At 46.9% G+C, this 22,418-nt stretch carries 22 protein-coding genes; 9 read left to right on the top strand and 13 right to left on the bottom strand.

What is annotated here, in order from left to right; genetic code table 11:
- Positions 1-35: 35 nt before the first annotated feature.
- Together F752_RS0108920 and lepA are read right to left on the bottom strand one after the other, a co-directional pair.
- Positions 36-926 carry a bifunctional 5,10-methylenetetrahydrofolate dehydrogenase/5,10-methenyltetrahydrofolate cyclohydrolase gene (locus F752_RS0108920; RefSeq protein WP_017731382.1) on the bottom strand — a complete coding sequence of 297 codons (891 nt, stop codon included), beginning with the start codon at positions 924-926 and terminating at the stop codon, positions 36-38.
- A gap of 182 nt (positions 927-1,108) precedes the next feature.
- Positions 1,109-2,896, bottom strand: a complete 1,788-nt coding sequence (gene lepA / locus F752_RS0108915) for a translation elongation factor 4 (protein WP_026135620.1) — start codon at positions 2,894-2,896, stop codon at positions 1,109-1,111.
- 179 nt (positions 2,897-3,075) lie between these two features.
- On the opposite strand from lepA, the gene F752_RS0108910 reads away from it, so the two are divergent.
- A complete protein-coding gene (locus F752_RS0108910) occupies positions 3,076-3,591 on the top strand; it encodes a DUF4924 family protein (protein ID WP_026135619.1) in 516 nt (171 codons plus the stop codon).
- Between the two features lie 28 nt (positions 3,592-3,619).
- Here F752_RS0108910 and F752_RS0108905 read toward each other — a convergent pair whose 3' ends face one another.
- Both F752_RS0108905 and F752_RS0108900 read right to left on the bottom strand, forming a co-directional pair.
- A complete protein-coding gene (locus tag F752_RS0108905; protein WP_017731379.1) occupies positions 3,620-4,324 on the bottom strand; it encodes a class I SAM-dependent methyltransferase in 705 nt (234 codons plus the stop codon).
- Between the two features lie 9 nt (positions 4,325-4,333).
- The gene (locus F752_RS0108900) at positions 4,334-4,771 is read right to left on the bottom strand and encodes a YybH family protein (protein ID WP_017731378.1); all 438 of its coding nucleotides are present in this window, start codon (positions 4,769-4,771) and stop codon (positions 4,334-4,336) included.
- Between the two features lie 97 nt (positions 4,772-4,868).
- On the opposite strand from F752_RS0108900, the gene F752_RS26025 reads away from it, so the two are divergent.
- Positions 4,869-5,120, top strand: a complete 252-nt coding sequence (locus F752_RS26025; RefSeq protein WP_152425080.1) for a hypothetical protein — start codon at positions 4,869-4,871, stop codon at positions 5,118-5,120.
- 10 nt (positions 5,121-5,130) lie between these two features.
- Positions 5,131-5,646 carry a hypothetical protein gene (locus F752_RS0108895; protein WP_017731377.1) on the top strand — a complete coding sequence of 172 codons (516 nt, stop codon included), beginning with the start codon at positions 5,131-5,133 and terminating at the stop codon, positions 5,644-5,646.
- 177 nt (positions 5,647-5,823) lie between these two features.
- On the opposite strand, the gene F752_RS0108885 is transcribed toward F752_RS0108895, so the two are convergent.
- The 3 genes from F752_RS0108885 to F752_RS0108875 all read right to left on the bottom strand — a co-directional run bounded on the left by F752_RS0108885 (position 5,824) and on the right by F752_RS0108875 (position 9,903).
- Positions 5,824-7,071 (bottom strand): glutamate-5-semialdehyde dehydrogenase, encoded by a 1,248-nt coding sequence (locus tag F752_RS0108885; protein ID WP_017731375.1) that lies wholly within the window; start codon positions 7,069-7,071, stop codon positions 5,824-5,826.
- A gap of 362 nt (positions 7,072-7,433) precedes the next feature.
- A complete protein-coding gene (locus tag F752_RS0108880; RefSeq protein ID WP_017731374.1) occupies positions 7,434-7,943 on the bottom strand; it encodes a GNAT family N-acetyltransferase in 510 nt (169 codons plus the stop codon).
- A complete protein-coding gene (locus F752_RS0108875; RefSeq protein WP_017731373.1) occupies positions 7,936-9,903 on the bottom strand; it encodes an AAA domain-containing protein in 1,968 nt (655 codons plus the stop codon). Before F752_RS0108875 ends, F752_RS0108880 begins: the two co-directional genes overlap by 8 nt.
- A 304-nt stretch (positions 9,904-10,207) precedes the next feature.
- On the opposite strand from F752_RS0108875, the gene F752_RS0108865 reads away from it, so the two are divergent.
- Entirely contained in the window at positions 10,208-10,801 is a 594-nt protein-coding gene (locus F752_RS0108865) for an acyl carrier protein phosphodiesterase (RefSeq protein ID WP_017731371.1), read from the top strand.
- A 103-nt stretch (positions 10,802-10,904) separates the two neighbouring features.
- Here the strand turns inward: F752_RS0108865 and F752_RS0108860 are convergent, their stop codons facing one another.
- The 3 genes from F752_RS0108860 to F752_RS0108845 form a co-directional block, all read right to left on the bottom strand.
- Positions 10,905-12,395 carry a serine hydrolase domain-containing protein gene (locus tag F752_RS0108860; RefSeq protein WP_081604538.1) on the bottom strand — a complete coding sequence of 497 codons (1,491 nt, stop codon included), beginning with the start codon at positions 12,393-12,395 and terminating at the stop codon, positions 10,905-10,907.
- 275 nt (positions 12,396-12,670) lie between these two features.
- The gene (locus tag F752_RS0108850) at positions 12,671-13,171 is read right to left on the bottom strand and encodes a DinB family protein (RefSeq protein WP_152425079.1); all 501 of its coding nucleotides are present in this window, start codon (positions 13,169-13,171) and stop codon (positions 12,671-12,673) included.
- A gap of 70 nt (positions 13,172-13,241) precedes the next feature.
- A complete protein-coding gene (locus tag F752_RS0108845) occupies positions 13,242-16,064 on the bottom strand; it encodes a WD40/YVTN/BNR-like repeat-containing protein (protein WP_017731368.1) in 2,823 nt (940 codons plus the stop codon).
- 586 nt (positions 16,065-16,650) lie between these two features.
- On the opposite strand from F752_RS0108845, the gene F752_RS26435 reads away from it, so the two are divergent.
- Both F752_RS26435 and crcB read left to right on the top strand, forming a co-directional pair.
- Entirely contained in the window at positions 16,651-16,800 is a 150-nt protein-coding gene (locus F752_RS26435) for a hypothetical protein (protein WP_017731366.1), read from the top strand.
- Between the two features lie 63 nt (positions 16,801-16,863).
- A complete protein-coding gene (crcB, locus tag F752_RS0108830; RefSeq protein ID WP_017731365.1) occupies positions 16,864-17,235 on the top strand; it encodes a fluoride efflux transporter CrcB in 372 nt (123 codons plus the stop codon).
- Positions 17,236-17,251: 16 nt separating this feature from the next.
- On the opposite strand, the gene F752_RS0108825 is transcribed toward crcB, so the two are convergent.
- The 3 genes from F752_RS0108825 to F752_RS0108815 all read right to left on the bottom strand — a co-directional run bounded on the left by F752_RS0108825 (position 17,252) and on the right by F752_RS0108815 (position 19,306).
- Entirely contained in the window at positions 17,252-17,941 is a 690-nt protein-coding gene (locus tag F752_RS0108825) for a peptidase associated/transthyretin-like domain-containing protein (protein ID WP_017731364.1), read from the bottom strand.
- Positions 17,942-18,008: 67 nt separating this feature from the next.
- A complete protein-coding gene (locus F752_RS0108820) occupies positions 18,009-19,064 on the bottom strand; it encodes a M42 family metallopeptidase (RefSeq protein ID WP_017731363.1) in 1,056 nt (351 codons plus the stop codon).
- Between the two features lie 62 nt (positions 19,065-19,126).
- Positions 19,127-19,306 (bottom strand): hypothetical protein, encoded by a 180-nt coding sequence (locus F752_RS0108815; RefSeq protein WP_017731362.1) that lies wholly within the window; start codon positions 19,304-19,306, stop codon positions 19,127-19,129.
- Between the two features lie 530 nt (positions 19,307-19,836).
- Here F752_RS0108815 and F752_RS0108810 point away from each other — a divergent pair.
- The 3 genes from F752_RS0108810 to F752_RS0108800 are packed head-to-tail and all read left to right on the top strand — an operon-like array spanning position 19,837 to position 22,165.
- Complete coding sequence (locus F752_RS0108810) at positions 19,837-20,328, top strand: CsgE family curli-type amyloid fiber assembly protein (RefSeq protein ID WP_160164099.1); 492 nt, start codon at positions 19,837-19,839, stop codon at positions 20,326-20,328.
- 33 nt (positions 20,329-20,361) lie between these two features.
- On the top strand, positions 20,362-20,778 hold the full coding sequence (locus tag F752_RS0108805) for a curli production assembly/transport component CsgF (RefSeq protein WP_017731360.1): 417 nt from the start codon (positions 20,362-20,364) through the stop codon (positions 20,776-20,778).
- A gap of 13 nt (positions 20,779-20,791) precedes the next feature.
- Positions 20,792-22,165, top strand: coding sequence for a CsgG/HfaB family protein (locus tag F752_RS0108800; protein WP_026135615.1), 1,374 nt, complete (start codon positions 20,792-20,794; stop codon positions 22,163-22,165).
- Positions 22,166-22,418 lie beyond the last annotated feature (253 nt).

Here is a 22,418-nt window from a genome sequence, read left to right as displayed (position 1 = left end):
GGCAAGGCTTACTGACCCTCCTAAGCCAGCAGTATTTATCCTTTATAAATAGCTTTCTCTGCCGCCAAAAAAGTATTCTTCAGGAGGGAGGCAATGGTCATAGGTCCTACCCCACCCGGCACCGGGGTGATATAGCTGGCCTTAGGGGCTACACTATCAAAATCCACATCCCCTTTCAGGCTGTATCCACTCTTCCTGCTTTTATCCTCTACACGGGTTATCCCTACATCTATCACTACCACGCCTTCTTTCACCATATCTCCGCTTATCATACCGGGTATACCGGTGGCCACCACCAAAATATCGGCCGATTTAGTGAAGGAAGCCAAGTCTTTCGTGTGGCGGTGGCACAAGGTAACGGTAGAATCGCCCGGATAAGCGGCACGGCTCAACAAAATACTCACCGGTGTTCCCACAATCTGGCTCCTGCCTACCACCACCGTATGCTTACCGGTAGTTTCTATTTTGTAACGCTTCAGCATTTCTATTATTCCATCGGGGGTTGCCGGAATGTAAGCTGGCATATTGCCGGCCATTCGGCCAAAGTTAATGGGGTGGAAGCCGTCCACATCCTTACTGGGCTTAATGGCCTCGATTACCTTATTAACGTCGATATGCTTGGGCAGGGGCAACTGTACAATAAAGCCATCAATATCATCATTTTCATTCAGCTCATCCACCACCCGCAACAAATCTCCTTCCGAAATAGTGTCGTCGTGCCGCACCAGAGTCGATTTAAAACCTACTTTTTCGCAGGCTTTTACTTTATGGTCTACATAGGTTTCGCTGGCTCCATTGTTACCGATGAGTACAGCCGCCAGGTGAGGTACTTTACCTCCTGCAGCTGTAAGGGCCTTTACTTTATCGGCAATTTCGCTTTGTATTTGCAGGCTTAGCTCTTTCCCCTGTAGTAGTGTTGCAGACATATGGATTTGAAGATTTATTTATGAAGAATATATTCTGATGTACATAAATGCTGCCCGTTACAGGCCGGTGTACTGAAATTAAAACTGAGACAAAGCTATCCTGCAAAACCGAAGCCCTGATGCCGACCACTTGCTAAAAAACACAGCTTCAGCCCGGTTGAGCTGAAGCTGTGTAAAATGTCTTAGTCCAGTTTAAGCACGGCCATAAAGGCCTCCTGCGGAATTTCCACATTACCTACCTGGCGCATCCGCTTCTTTCCTTTTTTCTGTTTCTCGAGCAGCTTTCTTTTACGTGATATGTCACCACCATAACATTTAGCCAAAACGTTCTTCCGCATGGCCTTTACTGTTTCGCGGGAAATTACTTTCGTACCGATGGCTGCCTGAATGGCAATTTCGAACATCTGGCGAGGCAATAGTTCTCTTAACTTCTCGCATAGCCTTTTTCCCCATTCATAGGCCTTATCGCGGTGTACGATAGCCGAAAGCGCATCGACTTTCTCTCCATTGAGCATTATATCCAGCTTCACCAGGGTGGATTGGCGGAAGCCAATCAGCTCATAGTCGAGTGAGGCATAACCGCGGCTCATGGTCTTGAGCTTGTCGAAAAAGTCAAATACTATTTCAGAAAGCGGCAGTTCAAAGGTTAGCTCTACCCGGTCAGAAGTGAGGTATACCTGGTTTTTGATAATGCCCCGCTTATCCATACAAAGTGATATGATAGGTCCGATATAATCGGCTTTGGAGATGATTTGTGCCCTGATAAAGGGCTCCTCAATATGTGAAATACTGTTAGGCTCTGGCATTTCAGAAGGTGAATTTACCTTTGTTATTGTACCATCTTTTTCAACAGCATGAAACTGCACCGAAGGTACGGTGGTAATCACCGTCATATCGAACTCCCGCTCCAAACGCTCTTGCACAATCTCCATATGGAGCATTCCAAGGAATCCACAACGGAAGCCAAAACCAAGGGCAGCAGAGGTTTCAGGTTCCCAAACCAGAGAGGCATCATTCAGCTGCAACTTCTCCATGGAGGCTCGCAGCTCTTCATAATCCTGGGTGTCTACCGGGTATATACCGGCAAATACCATCGGCTTTACATCCTCAAAACCTTTAATGGCATTCTTAGTAGGCCTGTCGACGTGGGTAATGGTATCTCCTACTTTTACCTCTTTTGCCACTTTAATACCGGAAATCAGATAGCCAACATCGCCTGCTTTAATTACATCGCGGGGCTGTTGCTTCAGCCGAAGAGTTCCAATCTCGTCCGCATCGTACTCTTTCCCGGTATTTACGAACTTTACCTTATCTCCTTTTTTTATCTGTCCGTCAAATACCCTGAAGATTACTTCAATCCCTCTGAAAGAGTTAAAAACAGAGTCAAAAATCATGGCTCTCAGCGGCTCTTCCGGCTTCCCCTTTGGAGAGGGAATACGCTCGACAATGGCATCCAGGATTTCCTTAATGCCAATTCCCTCCTTACCGCTTGCCATAATAATATCTTCGCGTTCACAGCCGAGAAGTTCCACCACCTGGTCCTTCATTTCTTCAGGCATCGCTCCGGGAAGGTCTATTTTATTCAGCACCGGAATAATTTCGAGGTCATGGCCCAGCGCCAGGTAAAGGTTGGAGATGGTTTGGGCTTCCACACCCTGAGAAGCATCGACAATGAGTAAGGCACCCTCGCAGGCCGCAATGGAACGAGACACCTCATAAGAGAAGTCGACGTGGCCGGGGGTATCGATAAGGTTTAATATATATTCCTCGCCATCCTTCTGGTAGTTCATCTGGATGGCATGAGATTTAATAGTAATACCGCGTTCGCGCTCAAGGTCCATACTGTCCAGCAGCTGTGTCTTCATTTCCCGTTCACTTACAGTTTGGGTAAACTCCAGTAAACGGTCAGCAAGCGTGCTTTTACCGTGGTCAATATGGGCAATGATACAGAAATTGCGTATATTTTTCATAGGCATAATTGGAAGTACAAAAGTAGTAAATAGAACGGAATCTACATAACAGCAGTTCATGATTAAGGTCTCTTTCGAGCGTGAGCCAAGGCTGACAGCCATGCAGCTGCCAGGTTTAGCTGTTGTTTTACCGGAAGTTTATTGGGATATTTGGAGCCATAATCAAACCTTCCTGCTCCATGGTAATAGCCGACAAGAAGAAAAAGGAGAACATTTCCGAATACATTATTCATATGTACCAGACGGAAGATCTGCTAAGGGTGTACAACTTTAACATGAAGGACATCCAGAAGTACGTTATCAGCCATATTAAAGATGCCGATACACAGGAACTGTATGACTGGTACGAGGAAATTGCCCGGCAGATGAAAGAAGAAGGCATTGAAGAACGAGGGCACCTGCAGTCTACGCAGGAAGTGGTAAACCAGCTAAATAAGCTCCATGAGCAGTTGCTAAAGGCCGACCAGCAGTATCGACAGGTATACAGCAAATCGGCGATATATATCCATAAAAGTATTGAGCAGTCGAATGGAGCGGTAAAAGAACCGGTACAGGCCTGCCTCAACGGGATTTATGGTTATTTGCTTCTACGGATGGATGGACAAAAGTTAGATGAAAGTCTTATGTCGGCCGTTCATGCTTTCGGTGACTTACTCTCTTACCTCAGTTTCCGGTGGCGGCAGCAGAATTCATAGTGGCCGCAGGCTACTCCTGCACCATCTTTTAATTATTTACCGTAATACGAGCCAGGTACTGATCAGTCCTGTTCTTATACAGCACCTCCACCTTCAACCCCAGGGGCGCAAGGCTAATTGTCAGCGTATGCTCATCTACATACAGCCAGCTGAACTTTTGCCCCTGCAGCCCTTCATATTCATACTGGTAGTCAATTTCGCCATAGTACCTGCCTTCGGGCTTAAGCAGCCCGAGGTAGAGATACGTTATATCGCTGCTGTCGCAAATAATTTGCCCACCCGGCAGGAGAAGGCTTTTCAGTTTTTGCATAAAGGTGGGCAAACGGTCCAAAGTACCTGCCAGCCCGAGGCCATTCATCATCAGGAGGAGGGTATCGAAACGTTGGCCACCATACTGCCATATATCCTGCTCCTCAACCCACCCTACTCTTCTCTGCTGCATAATGTGGCAACTCAACGGAGAAACTTCCATGGCGCACACCTCCAGCCCCTGTTCCTGCAGCTCCAGCGCAAAACTCCCCGCACCGGCTCCAATATCCAGCACCTTTCCCCTGCATTCTCTCAAAGCCATTCGCTCGAGCTTTGAGAAGTCTTCCTTCTCCCTGAAAAATACTTCCACGGGCATTTTCTCAGGTGGTCCGTAGCTGGTATGAAGCTTCAGGCGCACCTTTTCCTTTCCCAGATAATAATCGAGTAGCGCTTTCCCCTGAACGTCCGGATATTCTGTTGTCATGCTTACAACTTAACTGGAGTGGTCAGCAACGATTACCCAATTGCCATCTTTCTTTTTCCAGAGCAGCGAAAAATACCCTTCCAGGTCACCCACTGCTGCATCTCTTTTCAAATGCCACTTCCCGACCACAAAATATGCTTCCTGTTCGACTACCGGTTGTATATTAATAACATCGAACCGAAGCTTGCCCATTTTTTGCCTGTCGGAGTAATTCCTTCGGTAGTTTTGCAGCGTTTGATCCCAGCCATAGGTAAGACCGCTCTTTCCAATAAACATCAGGGAATCGGAGCGCCAGTAACCTTTCATAAAATCTTCGAGCCTGCCACTGTTCCATGCCTGCGTCTGCTGTTCCAGTACAGCGGCAATCTGCTCCTTCGGGCTCTTCTGTGCATGAGCACCCTCCATAAAAAACAGGAAGAGCAGAAACGTAAAGAAGAATCTTTTCATAGATTTTCACTTTTGCGCAACATACAAGAAAAAGGGCAAAATCGAAAAGTAAGTGGATTTATAAGTTCCGCCAGAACAAAGCTTCCAAAAGGGGCACATGAGTAATGAATTAGATATTAACTTCTGTTCTGCCAGAGCGCCAAAAGGTCAAAATCCTGTTCCAAATTCCACACATTTAGTGTGTCAATTGTCCACACAGTGTGGCGCCATTCCACATGACTGGAAGGCCTTCTTCTTTCAGTCAATCGCAAAAAGTGCATTTACAGCCAATACAGATGGTTTAGTCATTTTTGGCACAGTAATTTCATTAAGGAGAGCAGATACAATGATTGAACTTTTAAAACTTTAATTAAAAAAACATGAAAAAGATATTTTTAACTTTCGCAGCATTTTCTTTTGGAGCTACAGTAGCTTTTGCCCAAACCGAGCAGGAAACTCCTGTTGAGCCACAAAGCGAACTTCAGGTAGAAAAACTCTCGAACAGTGTTGCAGAAGAAGGTAAAAAAGAAATTGATATGGCACAGCTACCTGCAGCCGTTCAGGAAGCTTTTGAGAATAGTGAATTCAACGATTGGGAAGTTGCAGCTGTTTATGAAGTAGAAGCAGTAAATGAAAACATGGCTGCCACTACTGAAGCGCCGGCAGAAGGTCCTGTTTACGAAATCAGCCTGATTAGCAAAGATATGAAGGATGAAATTAAGGACACGGAAGAAGCTATTGCCGACGAACAGGAAGAAGCTGTTGAAGAAGAGGAAATTGCAGTAACTACCGAAACGGTAGAGGTTAAAGTTCCTTCTCTTGCCCTGCGTTATGACCAGGAAGGTACACTAATTGAGCAGAAGCAGCTAAAAGCAGAAGAAGAGATTGAAGAATAATTTAAGATTTAAAATTTTTCAAATTCCATAATAAGTTCGAAATAAAAAAGAGGAGCAGACTTCTGTTCCTCTTTTTTTTTATTTCCATCAGAAGGTAACCCCTAAATTTATTTTTCCAGAATTCAGCTTTCCAAAACAAATAAAAGCTGCTCCGGGGGCTCTGTAATATTCTTTAACCTAAGGGCGGATTTGGCCGCTCCCTCTCACAATCCACTTATAGCTGCACAATTCCTCCAGGGCCATAGGGCCTCTGGCATGCAACTTTTGGGTGCTAATGCCTATTTCTGCTCCTAAACCAAACTGGGCCCCATCGGTATAAGCGGTGGAGGTGTTGGCATAAACGGCTGCAGCATCTACGGCTTTAAAAAAGTGGTTAATATGCTCTTCATTCTCCGAAACAATGGCTTCGCTGTGGCGCGAGCTATAACTATCGATATGGTCGATTGCCTGCTGCAAACCATTAACTGTTTTAACTGCCATTTTATACGACAGAAACTCCGTTCCGAAGTGCTCCTCCGTTGCCTGGTGCAGCTTTCCTGCAGGATACTTATCTTTTAATACCTCGAAAGCCGGTGCGTCGGCATAAATATCTACCTCTTCTTTCGCCAGTCCCTCTCCTATGGCGCCAAGGTCCTGGAGGCGATCTTCATGAATCAGCAGGCAGTCAAGCGCATTGCATACACTTACGCGGCGGGTCTTGGCATTTACCACAATGTTCTTCCCTTTTTCCGTATCGGCAAACTTATCGTAATAGGTATGCACAATCCCTGCCCCGGTTTCAATAACCGGCACTTTAGAATTTTCCCGCACATAGTTGATAAGCCCCTGGCTACCTCTTGGAATAATAATATCTACATAATCGACTGCCTGCAGCATTTCGTGCGTAGCTTCACGCTCAGGAGGAAGTAGCTGTACGATATTCCTGTCCACGCCGTTTTTATCCAGCACCTCGTGAATAATCTTTACTATAGCCCTGTTCGAATCTGTTGCATCGCTACCACCCTTCAATACCAATGCATTACCTGATTTAAGACAAAGGCTGAATACATCGAAGGTAACATTTGGGCGGGCTTCGTAGATAATACCAATTACACCCAGCGGAACAGATACTTTTTTAAGCTCCAGGCCATTATCCAGCTTCCGTTCATTAAGGATCCTGCCCAGGGGAGATGGCAGTTGAATTACATTCCGGATATCGGCGGCAATTCCACCAATACGCTCTTTGGTGAGTTTCAGGCGGTCATACTTCGGATCGGTGTTTTCCATCCGCTCCAGGTCTTTCTTATTTTCCCTGAGAATATTTTCTGCACTGGCCTCTGCCTGGTCGGCCAAATCTGCCAATACCTGATTAATTTTTTCTTCTGACAGAAGGTTTAATTTTCTGCTTGCTTGTTTTACGTCTATAAATACCTGCTGTAGGTTCATACGGAAGTGAATAATTGAATTGACAAAAAGTGACAAATGGTAGCAAAAGAGCGGCAGTCAAAAGCAGAATACTAATGATGCGGAAGCTACCCGGGGCTGTCTATAAATGCAAAAGTACAAAATCTATTTAACATAAGAAAATCAGCAGGCATCTCAGCCAGCGCTCTTCCCTACTCAGGGGCTGATAAGGCCTCCCACAAAAACCCCAAAAGCAACCTTAAATAAGCCCATTTTTACGTTTGAACAAAAAGGACAGAAATATTTTTCATAAAATTCTTCCCACCTCCAACTCCTTTCTGATTTCTCAGTTCCTTGGAAATGTTATAGAACCGCTGCAAGTTGTTCGCATAACCAATGAGAGTTTATACAGCAAACTCCATCTGGAACTCCTCCAATTGAAGCCCCTGCTCAACTCTGCTCCGCTTATTCCCGTTCAGCTTAAAATTCCAGTCTGCATAAAAGTTCTTTGCCCGGTGGTTCTCATTCAGCACCCACAGCTCTATCTTTCTAATGCCGCCTGAAAGCAACAACAGCAGGAGCTGCTTAAAAGCAGCTTCCGCAGTACCACTCCCCCAATAAGCAGGCAAAATATAAAAGTGGGTAATTTCCGTATCCCCGGCATTCTGCACAAATGACAAAAAGCCCACCTCCTTTTCACCAAGTATAATCCACCTGACCTGCCTTCCACCATCGGCAGTGCGCAATCGCCAGGCATCTTCAAATGCCTTTATCTTTAGTTTACCCAGCTCTTCTAAGGTAAAAATGTGCCTGTATGCCTGCTGCCATATTTCCAGGTGCATAGCAGCCAAATCTCTCAGCTGCTCTGGCTCCACCTCTTTAAATACAACATCCGTAATTACTGGCTTATTCATATATTAATTCGAAAATACTGCGGTAGGCATTCATTTCCTGAACATAATCAAGAAACTGATTATAAAAAGGGTTGTTCCCTAAGGTGGCCGAATCGCCAAAAACGACCAGCTTTTTGCGGGCCCTCGTCATGGCCACATTCATGCGCCGCACATCGGCCAGAAAGCCAATTTCTCCATTTTCGTTACTGCGGGCCAGGCTAATGTATATCACATCGCGTTCCTGCCCCTGGAAGGCATCCACGGTATTAATATCTACCTGCTCTTTAATTGACTTCCATTCTTCCCGCTCATCGAACAGCTCATTCAGTACTTTTACCTGGGCCTTGTAAGGAGATATCACACCAATTTGCAGCTTCTGCTCCACTACGGCTGTTAAACTTATTCGCTCCAGTAAGTAAGCCAAGTGCTTCATCACCATTCTGGCTTCTTCGAGGTTAAAGGTACTGCGGCTCTCCGGGTCCTGCTGTTCGGTAAATCCACTGCCGGCAGTGTCAATAAATTCCAGAGGCGGCTCATCCGGCAACAAAAGGGCCTCTCTTACCGAATCATGCGCTTTCAGCCTGTCATCGTAAAACTGCCGGCTACTAAAGTTCATAATGGTCTGATGCATACGGTACTGCACTTCCAGCATTTTAGCGGCCGGCACTCCTGCCGCCTCTGTACGGCTAATGCTCTTCTCGAACAGGGTCTCCGCCAGCCCTTCACGTGCAGCCTCAAAACTCTTGATGGTCGGCGGCAACTGGCGGTGGTCACCGGCAAAAATGACACGCTCTGCCTTAAGAATGGGAATCCAGCTGGCAGGCTCCAGCGCCTGGGCCGCTTCGTCGATAAATACGGTCCGGAAATTCATATCGGCCAGAATAGGGTGGCCATTGGAACCCACGAGGGTAGCGGCAAACACCTGTGTTTTGTCAAAAATATCGTAGCTGATGTAGTATTCCAGCTGCTCAGCCTGGTCTTTGCAAACGGTGGCTTCCCGCAACAACAGTTTTCGCTGCTCTCTCTCTGCTCGGCCAAAGTTCCGTTTGTACTTCATGGCCATTGTCCGCAGTTCCTCCGCCCTTTTGCGCATCTGCTTCAGCTCCTTATAGCTGCTATGGTTAGCGGCACGGGCATCGAGCGTATACGGGAGCATATCTTCATTAACACGGGCAGGATGCCCGATGCGAAGGGTCTGCAGCCCTATTTCGCTCAGCTTATCGCACAGCAGGTCTACCGCCGCATTACTGGGAGCACATACCAGTACCTGCTTTTCTTCCTTCAGCACTTCTTTAATCACCTGCACCAGGGTGGTTGTTTTACCCGTACCCGGAGGGCCGTGAATAATTGCGACATCGCGGGCGGCCAAAGCATTGCTCAGTGCCTCCTGCTGGGCAGGATTTAAAGCTGCATTTTCCCTTACCTTTTGCGGCTCAAAAGCAGGCGTTTTATAACCCAGTATAATATCGCGCAGTTGCCGGCTTCGACCTCCTGCCTGCATTACCTGCCGCATAGCGGTTTCCATCGCTTTATAAGAGGCTTCGTCGAAGAGCAGGTCAATCCCGAGCTTGCCATCATCCAGCCAGTCGGGCAAATCTTCTGCATTGAGGGTAAAGCGCATTCGGTTTCCCTTTACCCAGTTAATAACGCCACTGGCTCTTTCCGTGGCCTCATCGACTTTGCCCCCGGCATTTACAAAAAAACTAATAGCTTTACCGGCCGCAAATACATGCGATTCGCTGGTACGATTGGTACGCTCCACCTCCAGCACATATTTCTCGCCTGTACTCAGGTAGTGCTTCAGCAAATTTACCGGATACCAGCAAAGCCCGTCGCGCCTTCGCTCATCCAGGCTACTGTTGAGTATTTTTTGCCTGTACTGGTTCAGGTCTTCCTGTTTTTCTCTCTTCAGCAAAGCAAGGGTTTTCTGAAGTTCTGCTTCTGGACTGTTCTCCGGATATGTCTGATTTTCTTTCGGCATAAAAAGTAGTTGTTACCACAAAGATAAAAATAAGGGCCAGCCACCGAATGTTTAACATTTCGTTGATAGACGGCTGATGCTCTACACGAACAAAAGGAATGCCCATTCTATTTATAAAATTTATACAATCAAAGAAGTAAAGGCATACATAAAATGTGGGTGTGCGACAGAAAGCTTAAATTTACCTTTTTAATTGAACATCTTTAAATGTAAAGAGCTGCAGCAGGTGCTATACCAGTTTCTTCAGCAGGAAAGAAAATATGCAGGCTCTTTATTATACAGCTTATCTTTAACACAATAACGAATGAATTACCTGGCCCATTTTTACCTTTCCGGCACACAGCACCCTCTCTTTACCTTAGGCAACTTTCTGGGCGATTTTGTGAAGGGAAAAAAATACCAATCATATCCTTCCGAGATACAAAAAGGCATCCTCTTTCACAGGGCCGTTGACACCTATACCGATGAGCATCCGCTGGTACTCAAAAGCAAGAAAAGGCTCTTCCCGCGCTATCATCACTACAGTGCAGTACTGGTAGACCTGTTTTACGACCACCTGCTTGCTGCTGATTTCCAGCAGTATTCCTCCCAGCCGCTGGCAGACTTTGCCGCAGAGGTATATGCTCTGCTGGAGGCTCAGCAGCGGTGGCTGCCGGAAAAAGCCCTCTTTATGCTCCCTTATATGAAGCGGGATAACTGGTTATTAAATTATGGCACTATAGATGGTATTGGCCAGGCCTGTGCCGGGATTGCCCGCCGTACCCGTTTTAACTCCGGCCTGGAGACGGGCCCAGAGGATTTACAAGCGCATTACAAAGATTTTCAGCAGGACTTTCAACTCTTTTTTTCGGAAATTCAGGCATATACGAAAGATTGGATCGAGAGCAAGCTGTTGTGAGAGCACAATCTGCTTACAGCCTCTCCTCTGGCCTTTGCAGGCCTTCACTCCACAAATGCAATATCAGCGACCTACTCGTACAGCCACCTTTCATTTATATCAGCTATAAAGGGTTGGTTGCTTCCAGCTCAATGGAATTAATGAGATGAGGCGCAAGAGGCTCCACTTCAACCCTGAGCAGGTACCAGACGTCGTCCTTTGGCTGATGGAGCATTAGCGAATAAAGCCGCCCTACCCGGTTTACCTTTTCCAGAGAAGCCCCCTGCAGGTAAGCGCGCAGGCTGCCCAGCGCCCGCACATGCTGCTGTTGCTGAACAGATTGCTGAAAAGCCGGACTATAAGTTTGATTTATCAATTCGACAGGCTCCACTCCTTTCTCTTCCCGGGCAAACTCCACCAAAGTCCTCAGCTGCGCTGCCTCCTCTCCATGCGGCAGGCGAACAAACTTTTGTTCCCTTGCAGGAGTTGGCGTAGGACTATAAGATGGCACCATAAGGGAACGGGCCAGCTGCCCTGAGAGGCGCTCTACCTGGTAATTGGATTTGTTGGCTAGAAGACTCATAAAGATTTCCTCCTCCGGGTTGGCATACAACTGGCTGACGTAGCTTCCCTGACCGCTATTGTGCAGTAGAACTGGTTTCCCTCCGGCACTTTTCCCCAGCACCCATCCGTAGGCCGATGCTCCCTCCGGCACGCCTTCTCTTGCGGTCCATATCCGCTGGCGAAAGTCCGCAGGCAAAAGCTTTCCCTCCAGGAGCTCCTTCTGCCAAAGGTGCATTTCCTCTACTGTGGAAAGAACACCGCTACTACCCATGATATGCCAGAGCGCAGGAGCCATTTTCTTATAATCCGGAAGGGCCTCTTCCTCGCTTAGCACATCGCCCAGGGCGCCTGCTTTCTTTTGTTGCCCGAAATCGGGCAGCACATAGCCGGTCATTTTAAGGCCGGCCGGCTTTAGCAGCTCCTGTTGGATATACGACTCATAAGATTTCCTGCTTACCTTCTCAACCACAGCAGCCAGGAGGCGATAGCCTGCTTCTGAATATTGATACTGCGCTCCTGCAGGAGCAACTAAAGGTTGTTGCCAGAGTGCTTCCAGAAATTCTTCTTTTGTAAGTTGTCGTTCCGCGGCTGCAATATCCTGAGGGAGTCCGGCCGTATGCCTTAGCAGCTGGTCAAGGGTGATTTCACTTTTCTCTTCCGGCAGGTCTTTAAAAAATTTCAAAAGCGGGTCTGTTAAAGCGAGCTTTTCTTTTGCGGCCAGCTTTAAAATAGCCGCTGCGGTTAACTGCTGGGCAAAGCTTCCTGTATGGCTGATGGTTTGGGGCCGAAAGGCTTCCTGCTCAATCCAGCTGGCATAGCCATAGCCCTCCCGGAGGAGCGTCTCTTCTTCCTTTTCCACTATAAGACTACCATTAAAGGTATGAGGAGCCAGGGAGGCAACAAAGTCATGTATCCGCCTGCCCTGGTAAAATTCCGCACTATCTGCTCCTGCCGGCGGAAAATAGTCCGTATACATTTCACCCTGCTGCACCCGACAGCCGGTAGCTATCAGCATCATCAGCAAACTGCTTATATACAAAAATCTGGACATGCAGAAAATATTTAATAATTAACCGACTAGGTCCGCCGGATAGTTTACAGGGCGCTGAAAAATTCTTTCCTGAAGGAACAAGTGTGGAAATACAATTAGTTTGGAAAAAAATCATCAGCGGCTCCATCCCGGCAGGAAGGTGAACCTTTTGCCTATACAATGCTAAAGCAGGTGTTTTTGTTCACCCAGGCGTCCGGCGATCTCCATTTTAGAATGTTGGAAACTGTAAGACCAGTTACGCCAAGAAAAACACTCTTCCTCCCGTATCAAATCTGTTAAATACTCTGGCCGGTAAGCAGGCGCCTGAGCAGCGAAATAATGCCATTGTGCCACATCTGGTGATGCGAGCACCAGGAGAGTACCTCTCGCTTCGTTTTCGCCAGCGGATGAGAAACTGCCACGGGTTCGTTAAGCGCACCCGGCTCCATTTCGGTGAGGGCTCTTTCCACTTCCTGAAAAATGGTCGCCATGGCCTGCAGCAATTCAGCCTTGCCTGGTTTTTCGCCCAGCCTTTCAGCAGCCCCTGTTCCTCTTTTATACAAACTGATATACTCCTGCACGGGCACTTCATTTTTCACCTTTTCGCGAGAGCCGCCAATGCATACCAGGGCCTGAAAGTAAAGGCTGGTAGTAATGTGCCCCACCTGCCAGTTAATGTTGCTGTTCACTTCCGGAGGCGTTTGCTTCCAGTATTGCTCATCCAGCCCCTCTACCAGCTTAAGCGTCCACTCCTGCGACCTCCTAAACTGCTGCCTGATTAAATCTAATTCTTCCATACAAATAAAAGGCTGATGTAGAAGAGCTTCCTTCTGCATCAGCCAGCTTTCTATTATTTTTATTTTTTAATTATTTAATTTCGAAGGTGCTCTTGGCTTCCTGCCCATCCATTTTAAGAAGAATGGTATACTTTCCTTTATTCAGATAATCAGACTCCACCTTTTTGTTCTTCCTTCCTTTTTCGCCATTGCGGTTTTGCTGCACGTTCCATTTCCAGAAGTTAAAACCTTCTTCTGCCGAACCCTCCCCCACATAAACAGGGTGACCAGCTTCGTTCAATACTTCAACCGCCACGGCTCCTGTCTTTGGCCCAAAATACCTGAGCGTTACTTCCGGGATTTCAGGTTCGAGATAAGGGTAGCGACGCTCGCCCCAACGTTCCGAGTACCGAAGGTCCTTGACATCGAAAGCCAGCAGGGAATTTCCGGCCGTTTTACTTAACTTCTGCAGGGGTTTTACATCCATAATGTAAATACTGCGCCCATGCGTACCTATAACCAGCTCATTTTCCCGCGGATGCACCACCATATCGTATACCGCTACATTAGGTAGATCGGTTATCGGGTGCCATTTATCGCCCCTGTTCATGCTGATATAGGCACCATGGTCAGTCCCTGCATACAGGAGCGACGGATTTACCGGATCTTCAATAAGGACGTTCACCGCTTCATCGGGCAGGTTCCCCTGAATTTCTTCCCAGTTCTGGCCGTAATCATCGCTACGGTAAATGTAGGTATTGAAGTCATCGAAGCGATAGCCATTCAGGGCCAGGTATACCGTTCCTTCTTCGTGGGCCGAAGCCTGAATGCTGCTCACCCATAAATCTTTCGGCAGGCTTCCATTTATTTTTTCCCAGCTACCGCCACCATTCCTTGTTACCTGCACATTTCCGTCATCGGTTCCGGCATACAGTAAGCCAAACTTCAGCGGAGACTCATCCAGGCTGGTAATGGTACTGAAGGGCACATTGCCTTGTGGCAGGTCTTTGGTCAGGTCGGGGCTAATGGCCTCCCAGCTATCGCCCTGGTTGAGGCTGCGGAAAACCTTTTGCGCTCCCATATACACAATATCCGGGTTGTGGGGGCTTAGAATTACAGGCGTGCGCCAGTTAAAACGCAGCTTCGGCTCCCCAATGTTGTGCTGAGGAGTGATATACTCCATTTCATCGGTTGCCAGGTTGAGGCGGAAATAATTCCCGAACTGGTAGCCGGTGTACACCACTTTATTGGGTCGGGGGTCCACAGCCACGTACATACCATCGCCGCCCATGATGTGCTCCCAGTCCTCCGTCTTATTCGGAACAGACTTACTCGAACCCATATACACTCCGTTATCCTGCAGGCCGCCATACACATTGTAGGGCTTCTCCATATCGACATTAACAGTATAAAACTGGCCTACCGCTGTATTATTAAGATGGTTCCATGTGGCACCCCCATCGTAGCTGGTATATAAGCCGCCGTCGTTGCCCAGGATGAGGTGTTCATCGTCCTGCGGATCTATCCACAGCGCCTGGTGGTCTACGTGCACCTGGCCGGTGGTATCGACACGGTAAAAGGTTTTTCCACCATCTTCGCTGCTCAGCAGTGGTACACCCAGTATAAATATTTTATCGGGGTTGGTAGGTGAAGTGCGAATTTCGCCAAAGTAGTAGCCGTAGGTATAGTATACACCTTCCAGCGGGTATTCATTCATCTTTTCCCAGCTTTTGCCGCTATCGGTAGAGCGGTACACCTCCGCACCAGGCACCTGGGTTTCGAAAAGTGCTGCATTGGCATCACCTTTATAATCCGCAATATCGCGGGGAGTATATTTTCCTGCTGCCACATCGGCCTTTATCTTCGCGGCGGTATATTTTTCCGGAAAGCCCTCTTCCTTCAGGAATTCATTCAATGCTTCCTCCCCGAGCCCCTGAAGTTCTTCCTTACTCATATCGGCAAAAGAGGCAAAGGTTAAGCCTTCCGTTTTTTCCTCCTTCTTTTCTTTCGTTTCTTCCAGGTTATCGATCAGCGCATAGATGGTGTTCGGCTGGCTATCGGCAACACTAAGACCAATTCGCCCCACATGCTTTCCGGCCGGAAGGCCATTTGTTAATTTTTCCCAGCTTTCGCCACCATCGGTACTTTTATAAATGCCGGAATGGGTACCGCTCCCTTTAAAATCCCACGGCTTTCGGCTGCGCTCCCAGGCGGCGGCATACAGCACTTCCGGATTTTTACTATCTATTTCCAGGTCAATAATGCCTGTGCTGTCATTGATGTAAAGAGTCTTTACCCAGCTCTGGCCACCATCGGTACTTTTAAATACGCCCCGCTCCTCATTATTAGAATAGAGTCCGCCGATACCTGCCACCCATACAATATCCGGGTTTTCGGGATGTACTAAAATGCGGCTGGTATGCTGAATATTATCCAGCCCCAGGTGCTGCCAGTGCCGGCCTCCATCAGTAGTTTTGTATACGCCCGAACCTGCATAGCTGCTGCGGCTGGAGTTCTTTTCGCCGGTACCTACATACAGTACCTCTTCATTCGACGGGGCCAGTGCCATATCGCCGATGGTTAAAGCCCCCTGCTTATCAAAAACAGGCTCGAAAGTAGTGCCGGCATTATTGGTTTTAAACACCCCGCCGGAAGCATAGGCAACATAATAGGTTTTTCCGTTGCCCTTTGGGATGGCCAGATCGGTAATACGGGCTCCCTGCACGACCGGGCCGATACTCCGGACTGGATAATCCTGCAGTAAGGAAGTTTGTTGCAAAGCCTCTTTCTGTTGTCGGGAGGCCCGCATTTCTTTGGCGGATGAAGGCTCGCTGGCCGGCATTTTGCTTTGTGCCCCTGCTTCCGAAACGCTCAGAATTACAGTGGCAGAAAGAAGCAAAGTAGTGTACTTCATGATGGAATTGCTTAATTATTTTCTTAAAAATACTGATTAAACCCTTGCCGAAAAAATGATGTAAGGAGATTAGAAGGTGAAAAAGAACAAAAATTTTCCCGTTGCGAGAGAAGCGGAGCCATGGCCGGAGAACGAACAAATGCCTAGTCGTCTTTTCCCCAGAAGTTTATCAACTAAATTCTTGTATGGCACACTCCTTGAGAAGAAAAACCCAGAAGCATTTTTCATGTAAGAAATCAGAAGGACTGAATAAGACTGTTAAAGCTCCTTTACTTAAAGTAAAGCTTTAACAGTTTACCCCAAAACCAACTACCTTAAAGTAATTAGAAAAAGAAAAACCTTTCCGGATGAGGCAGAAAAAGCTTTAGAGGAATACAAACAACCAAAAGGGAGAGAAGGATACTTCCACCAGGAATGAGGTTACTCTTTTTGTACCCGGGTGTATAAATGAAAAGCAGAAGAAAGAAAACCCAGGCATCAGAAAAATATTTCAATATGATATTAGCATTTTGCAAGTAATATTTTCCGATATTTGTAACCACTACAAGCCGCTCTCCGTTTAAGCTTGTATTTAAATTCTCAACCTATGTTAGCTGTACAAATTTTTATTCTGGTCCTTCTCCTGACAGGGGGATTTTATGTTAGCCGCTTCCTTTTCTGGCTCCTCTTTATGAAGGATGCCCCTTCTTACGACGAACAGGAAAACTTCTATTTCGATTACCAGGAGAATAAGTAGAGTGGCCGTTAGCCATTTTTATTTCTGCTTTCTTAACGGTAGTTTTACCGCAAAAGATTAAGCATGATAAAACCTCTGCTCATGGTAGGGCTGGGTGGGTTTGCCGGAAGCATAGCCCGCTGGACCATTTCCCTTCTAATGACCCAGCACACCACCTTCCATTCTCCCTGGCCTACCCTGTTTATTAACCTGTGTGGCTCTTTGCTACTTGGGTTCCTATTGGCCAGCTTAAGCCAGCAGGGCCTTTATTCGGCAGAGTGGCGCCTTATTTTAGCCACAGGCTTTTGTGGCAGCTTTACCACTTTCTCTACTTTTTCGGTTGAAAATCTTCAGCTGATCCAGCAGGGCCAATACAGCACAGCATTACTCTATACAGGGAGTAGCCTGCTTGGCGGCATTGCTTTAGCCGCTGCCGGCTTTTGGGTGGGCCGTTAGGCCGAAAACGGCCGTATTAAAATTCCTCAGGCTCCTGCTCATCTTCTTCATACACAGGAAAACCCTCCAGCTTCTCTATACTTTCTTCGGTAAATACACCCTCCTGCCAGTCATTGATAAACTTGGCCCACCGCTCCGGATTAAGAAAATTATTAGGCTGAGGGTTACCTGTAATTTCATAAATCATGTAGTCGCGATTAGCTTCCAGAATATAGCCCTGCATATTCGTTTTATCGGCTGTAATATCTTCCAGCTCTTCATTTAGCACAACCGTTTTCTCCACTACATTTCCCGGATCAATCATGAGGATTGCCTGCTCAAACTGTTGCTGAGAGGGAAATCCTGCCACCTCGACTTCTTTCAGCAGCACTGCATCCTGCTGCAGGCCAGCAATAAAACCAAACTGCCTTCCATTGTATCCTTCCGGCACTATAAAGCTGGAAGGGCGGTACAGCATGGCTTCAAAAATAAGCGTATCGCCTTCCCGGGCCTCTATGCTAAAAAATCCTGTACTATCGGCCAGCACATCTACATTTTGTGTTTTATTTTTGACCGTTGCATGAGGTATTATTTCGCTGGTAGCCCGGTCGACCACCACACCCCCGAACAGGCCACTATCATTAGGCAGGCCCTGCGAGTAGAGCAGGCATGGAAACAGGAGTAAGAAGCAGAGAATGTAGTAAAAAAAGGAGGCTGTTTTACGCATAGTAGTAAGTGAGATTTAAACTTACTCTTCTATTCGTAAAACAGCCTGTAAAAGTTACCCTGTGGGACTAGCTGTGTGCCCAGTTATACTTATCGAAAGTATGAAGAGCAGACTGCAGCAGGTCGATACAATCGGCAATATCTTTTTTATGCGCCATTTCAATTACCTGGTGCAAATGGCGGGTAGGAATGGAAATAGCCCCTGCAATAGCCCCTCTTTTTCCCATGCGCTGAACACCTGCCGTATCGGTACCTCCGGCAGTAAGAATTTCGGGCTGCCAGCTGATGTTGCTCTTCTCAGCAGTTGTCTGCAGAAAATCTACCATACGGGGATCACATATCGTAGAAGCATCCATTATTTTAATGGCCGCCCCCTTGCCCAGCTGGGTTACCCTCTCATGCGCCGGTGCACCCGGCACATCAAAGGCAATGGTAGTATCAAGGCCAAGACCAAAATCAGGGTCAATCTGGTGTGCTGCCACGTTGGCTCCGCGGATCCCCACCTCTTCCTGTACTGTAAACACAGCGTATACATCGTAAGGAGGATTTTTAAGTGCCCGTAATGCTTCAATTAAAACAAAAACAGAAACCCTGTTATCAATGGACTTACCATTTACACATTCACCAACTTCTATCAAATCGCGCTCGCGGGTAATAGGGTCGCCTACACGTATATATTTTTCCACCTCTTCTTTCGGCAGTCCCAGGTCAATAAAATAATCAGTAGTCTTTGGCAGCTTATTCCGCTCTTCCTGCGACATTACATGGATAGGCTTGGAACCCATCACTCCCACCAGGTCCTGCTTTCCATGTACAATTACGCGCTGTGCAGTTAAGGTTTTCGGGTCGAATCCTCCCAGTGTGTGGAAACGAACAAAACCGGCATCATCGACATGGGTTACAATGAACCCAATTTCATCCATGTGGGCTGCTACCATCACCTTCTTATGTTCAGGTGTATTCTGTCCCTTTTTAAGAGCAATAACATTTCCAAGATTATCAACCTTTACTTCATCGGCCAGTGAAGCCAGCTCATCCAGCACCAGCTGGCGAATAGGCCCTTCGTAGCCGGGCGCTCCCGGTGCTTTACATATGCGGGAAAGTAAATCAATGTTTAATTCCATATTTTTTGTTCAAATTAAATGAGTTCCAGGATGGCAGCTGCAGCCAAATGAGGCGCTACAGCTTATTCCTTAATAATAGCATTCCGATGAATAACAGCCTCCTTTACATCGCCTTGTTCGTTGGTATAAACAAAAACAATATACTCCTGATCTCTCCATTTCTTTTCGGTTTTATCTTCCAGGAGGGCTCGATAGCCAACAATTACATAAGTTTCTTCAGGCTCGGCCCCTACGAAGGTCATTCATTGCCCCAGCTCAAGGTGCGGTTCAGGAGCTCTGCTCTCCGGATCTTCACAACCAAATGCCAGTCCAAGCAGCAAGCCAGACAAAATTAACTTTTTCAATCGTTTCAGCATAATCGTACTTTATATAATCATCTAATCAAACCACCAGCATAAGCTTTCGGAAAGAGCAAAGGCAGAACAAGCGGGCAAACTGTGCCACTGGAACAGTTCTGTTTTAGAACCTTTATACATTCAAACCGTTCATGATTCAGACCCCATAGAGAGCCTTTAAAACTTTTCCACCAAAAGCTCTTCAAAATTTTGTATTATCTTTACCCTTCCATTTTATTAGTTGTAAAACAGCTCTAAAGGAAGTTAATTATCTTAAACACTCTGCCTGTCTCATTGTTAGGGAACAAAAAGGTAGAAAAACAACAGAGGGATATTTTTTCTTTCCTTAAATTTTTTCCATCTTTAATGCAAAACCTAAATAATAAATCATGAAGCTCCCGCCTGGCGTCTGCCTCATGAGTAAGAGGCTTATACCTTTGCTCTGTTTCTGTCTACTGGCACTTTCTGCCAGCGCACAGCAGCAAAATGCAGCCTCCGGCTCAAAAGCAGAAGACTCGCTTCAGCAGGAAGTTCCGGAATTTTTAAAGAAGATACTTGAGGATATAGAAGGAGAAAATTCGAACTCATCGGCCCTCGACCTGGAAATTGACGGCCTTGTTGTAGATGCTACCGTTACCAAAGCAGGCCGGGATTTTTACCAGGTATTCTACAACAACTGGCAGGCACCTCCTAACGCCAGGAATTTTTCGATCGAAATTAAAGAAAAGCCTTCCAGGGGTCTAGGAACTCTTGTTTCGGTAGAAGTAAACGACCGACAGGTTATTGAGATGCCCTTACAGCCCCGGTATGACATCATAGAAGCCCAGGCAGAACAGGCCGTTCGCAGCATTTACAGTTACCTGCAGAATTATGAGCAAATTCAGCAGCAGCTATCCGGCGACGACCTATCAGGCTCAGGAATTTATTGAAGAACAGCGATTATAATTTTTAAAAGACAAGTAATGAAAAAGCTTTTTTTATCACTCCTGTTATTCGGGTTTGCTGCTACTGGCAGCGAATTAAAAGCCCAGGATTTTGCATATCAACCTAAAAATCCTGCCTTTGGCGGAAGTTACTTAAACTATAGCTGGATGTTAAGCTCTGCCCAGGCACAAAATACCCTCGAAGATCCCAATCAGCTCAATGGCAGGGGGCGCGATCCGCTTCAGGATTTTCAGGATAACCTGAACCGCCAGATTCTCAACCAGCTTTCGCGGAGGATTATTGACTCTCAGTTTGGGGAAGAGGGGCTCGAGGACGGGCAGTACAACCTTGGCAGCTACCAGATTGACATAGGCTCTGACGACGGAGGCGTAAACATTAACATATACGATAGTTCAACCGGAAATTCAACCTCTGTCATTATCCCGTACTTCTAATTCTCTCACCAACATGCTAAAACAACTAAGGTTTGGCTGCCTCATGGCCTTACTCATGAGCAGCTGCGCCCCTTTCCTCCATCAGCCTTTTACTCACCAAGCTGCCCGACTGGGTGTTGAAACACCTGCATTCAGGTCCTTTGAAGAATTGCCGGCTCCCAAAGAACCAATAGTAGCCTCTGTATATAAGTTCAGGGACCAAACAGGCCAGTATAAGCCTTCTGAGGTAGGCGCCAGCTGGTCTACAGCCGTTACCCAGGGTGCCACCTCCATTCTTCTTCGTGCCCTGGAAGAATCTAACTGGTTTGTTCCGCTGGAACGCGAGAATTTAGGTAACCTATTAAATGAAAGAAAGATTATCCGCTCCAGCCGGGCTGAATACCTGGAGGGAAATCAGCAACAGGACCTACTCCCCCCCCTGCTTTTTGCCGGCGTTATTCTGGAAGGAGGCATTATTTCATATGATGTAAACGTAATTACCGGCGGAGCAGGCCTGCGGTATTTTGGGACAGGCGCCTCAGGCCAGTACCGCGAAGACAGGGTAACTGTATACCTACGTGCTGTTTCGACCAGCAATGGCCGGATCCTGAAAACTGTTTATACTACCAAAACCATCCTGTCGCAGACAGTCGATGTAGGCGTATTCCAGTTTGTAAAGTTTAAACGCCTGCTGGAGGCAGAAACCGGTATAACCTACAATGAGCCTACTGAAATTGCCGTAAAGGATGCTATTGAAAAAGCCGTACAAAGCCTTATTATCGAAGGCCTCGTCGACGGTCTCTGGGAAGCGGAGAGCGAAAATTTCATGGAAAGCCCCGCTGTGGCTGAATACCTTGAAGAAAAAAGACTCAGTAAAGATACAGATGTCTTCTTTCAACACCATAAAGAAAGACGCGGCAAGATCAGCATCGGCGCAGCCGCCAGTGCCTTTCTCTATAGCGGAGACTATGCGAACCCTCTGATACGCCCGGGACTGAGCCTGCAGGCAGCTTACCACGGTAGCCCTTACTGGGAGCATGGACTTCGGCTTGCCGTGGGAGAACTGGCAACAGAAAAGGCCTTCTCTACCTCCCTTTTAATGGCCGACCTCTACACTACTTATAAACTTTACCCGACCAGCCACTTTACGCCGGTGTTTACAGCCTCCATTGGCTCTATCGCCACCAGCAACACCAGGAGTTCAGCCGATTTCAAAACCAATATTACAGGCAAGGCTGCTGCAGGTTTTGGAATTGAATATTTAACCACCGACTATATGGGCATTAACCTGATGGGCAGGTACCACTATTTATTTACCGACAGGCTGGATGGCTATCGAGGTGGCCGGTACAACGATGCTTTCTGGGAAACATCTTTAGGATTAAAGTTTTACTTTCTTCAGCGCTGATGCGTGGCAAGCAGCTTTATTAATTTCGACACACCTTAAAAATGAGCAGTCTGTTTACATCTTGTACACAGACCGTTTTTGCTTAATATTATAGCCATTTCCGCACCACTTTGTTCCCTCTCCACTATAGGAAACTTAAAATGCAATAGCTTTTAAACCCAACTGTACAACTGATACCACTGGAGGAAGGCTTCATCAGACTACTACACTTTAAAAAAAGCAGCACCATCACCATTACACGGTCCACAACAAC

Origin of the sequence: Nafulsella turpanensis ZLM-10 (assembly GCF_000346615.1) — a bacterium.
In the GTDB taxonomy this organism is placed as follows: domain Bacteria; phylum Bacteroidota; class Bacteroidia; order Cytophagales; family Cyclobacteriaceae; genus Nafulsella; species Nafulsella turpanensis.
This window is presented reverse-complemented; position numbering and strand designations above follow the sequence as displayed.